1 protein-coding gene is annotated in these 772 nt (G+C 69.8%); it reads left to right on the top strand.

Annotated features, from left to right (window positions below; translation table 11 throughout):
• A partial coding sequence (locus INT12_RS30625; protein ID WP_193059197.1) for a UPF0182 family protein occupies positions 1 to 772 on the top strand: 772 nt, incomplete at both ends.

The raw sequence follows: 772 nt of genomic DNA, 5'->3' as shown, positions 1-772 counted from the left end.
GAGCTCGACCTGCGCCGCTCCACCACCGCCGAGCCCGTCGAGGGCGACCCCGAGGACGCGGCCGCGGCGGCCGAGGGCCGCGAGGGCACCACGACGTACGACGGCGCCGGCGGCGTCCCGGTCGGCAACACGTTCCGCCAGCTGCTCTACGCCATCCGCTTCGGCTCCACGAACTTCCTGCTGTCCGGCCGGGTCAACGAGAACAGCGAGGTGCTCTACCACCGCGACCCGACCGAGCGGGTCCAGAAGGTCGCGCCCTGGCTGACCATCGACGACGACGTCTACCCGGCGATCGTCGAGGGCGAGGGCGACGAGGAGGGCCGGATCGTCTGGGTGGTCGACGGCTACACCGTCACCGACAGGTTCCCCGGCTCGGAGCGCGAGTCGTTCGACACGATGGTCGACGACGCGTTCCAGGAGACCACCGGCCTGCGCACGCTCCCGACCGACGAGGTCAACTACGTACGCAACGCGGTGAAGGCCACCGTCGACGCCTACGACGGCACCGTGACCCTCTACGAGTGGGACGAGACCGACCCGATCCTCAAGGCCTGGCGCGGCGCGTTCCCCGGCACGGTCAAGGACCGGTCGGAGATCCCCGAGGGGCTGATGGAGCACCTGCGCTACCCCGAAGACCTGTTCAAGGTGCAGCGCTACCAGTACGCGCGCTACCACGTCACCGACCCGAGCCAGTGGTTCCAGGGCAACGACCGCTGGGAGGTGCCGGCGGACCCGAACAACCAGAACAACCTCCAGCCGCCCTACCGGATGT

It is taken from the genome of Pseudomonas sp. K8, from assembly GCF_014889455.1.
Taxonomy (GTDB): Bacteria; Pseudomonadota; Gammaproteobacteria; order Pseudomonadales; family Pseudomonadaceae; genus Aquipseudomonas; species Aquipseudomonas veronii.
This window is presented reverse-complemented; position numbering and strand designations above follow the sequence as displayed.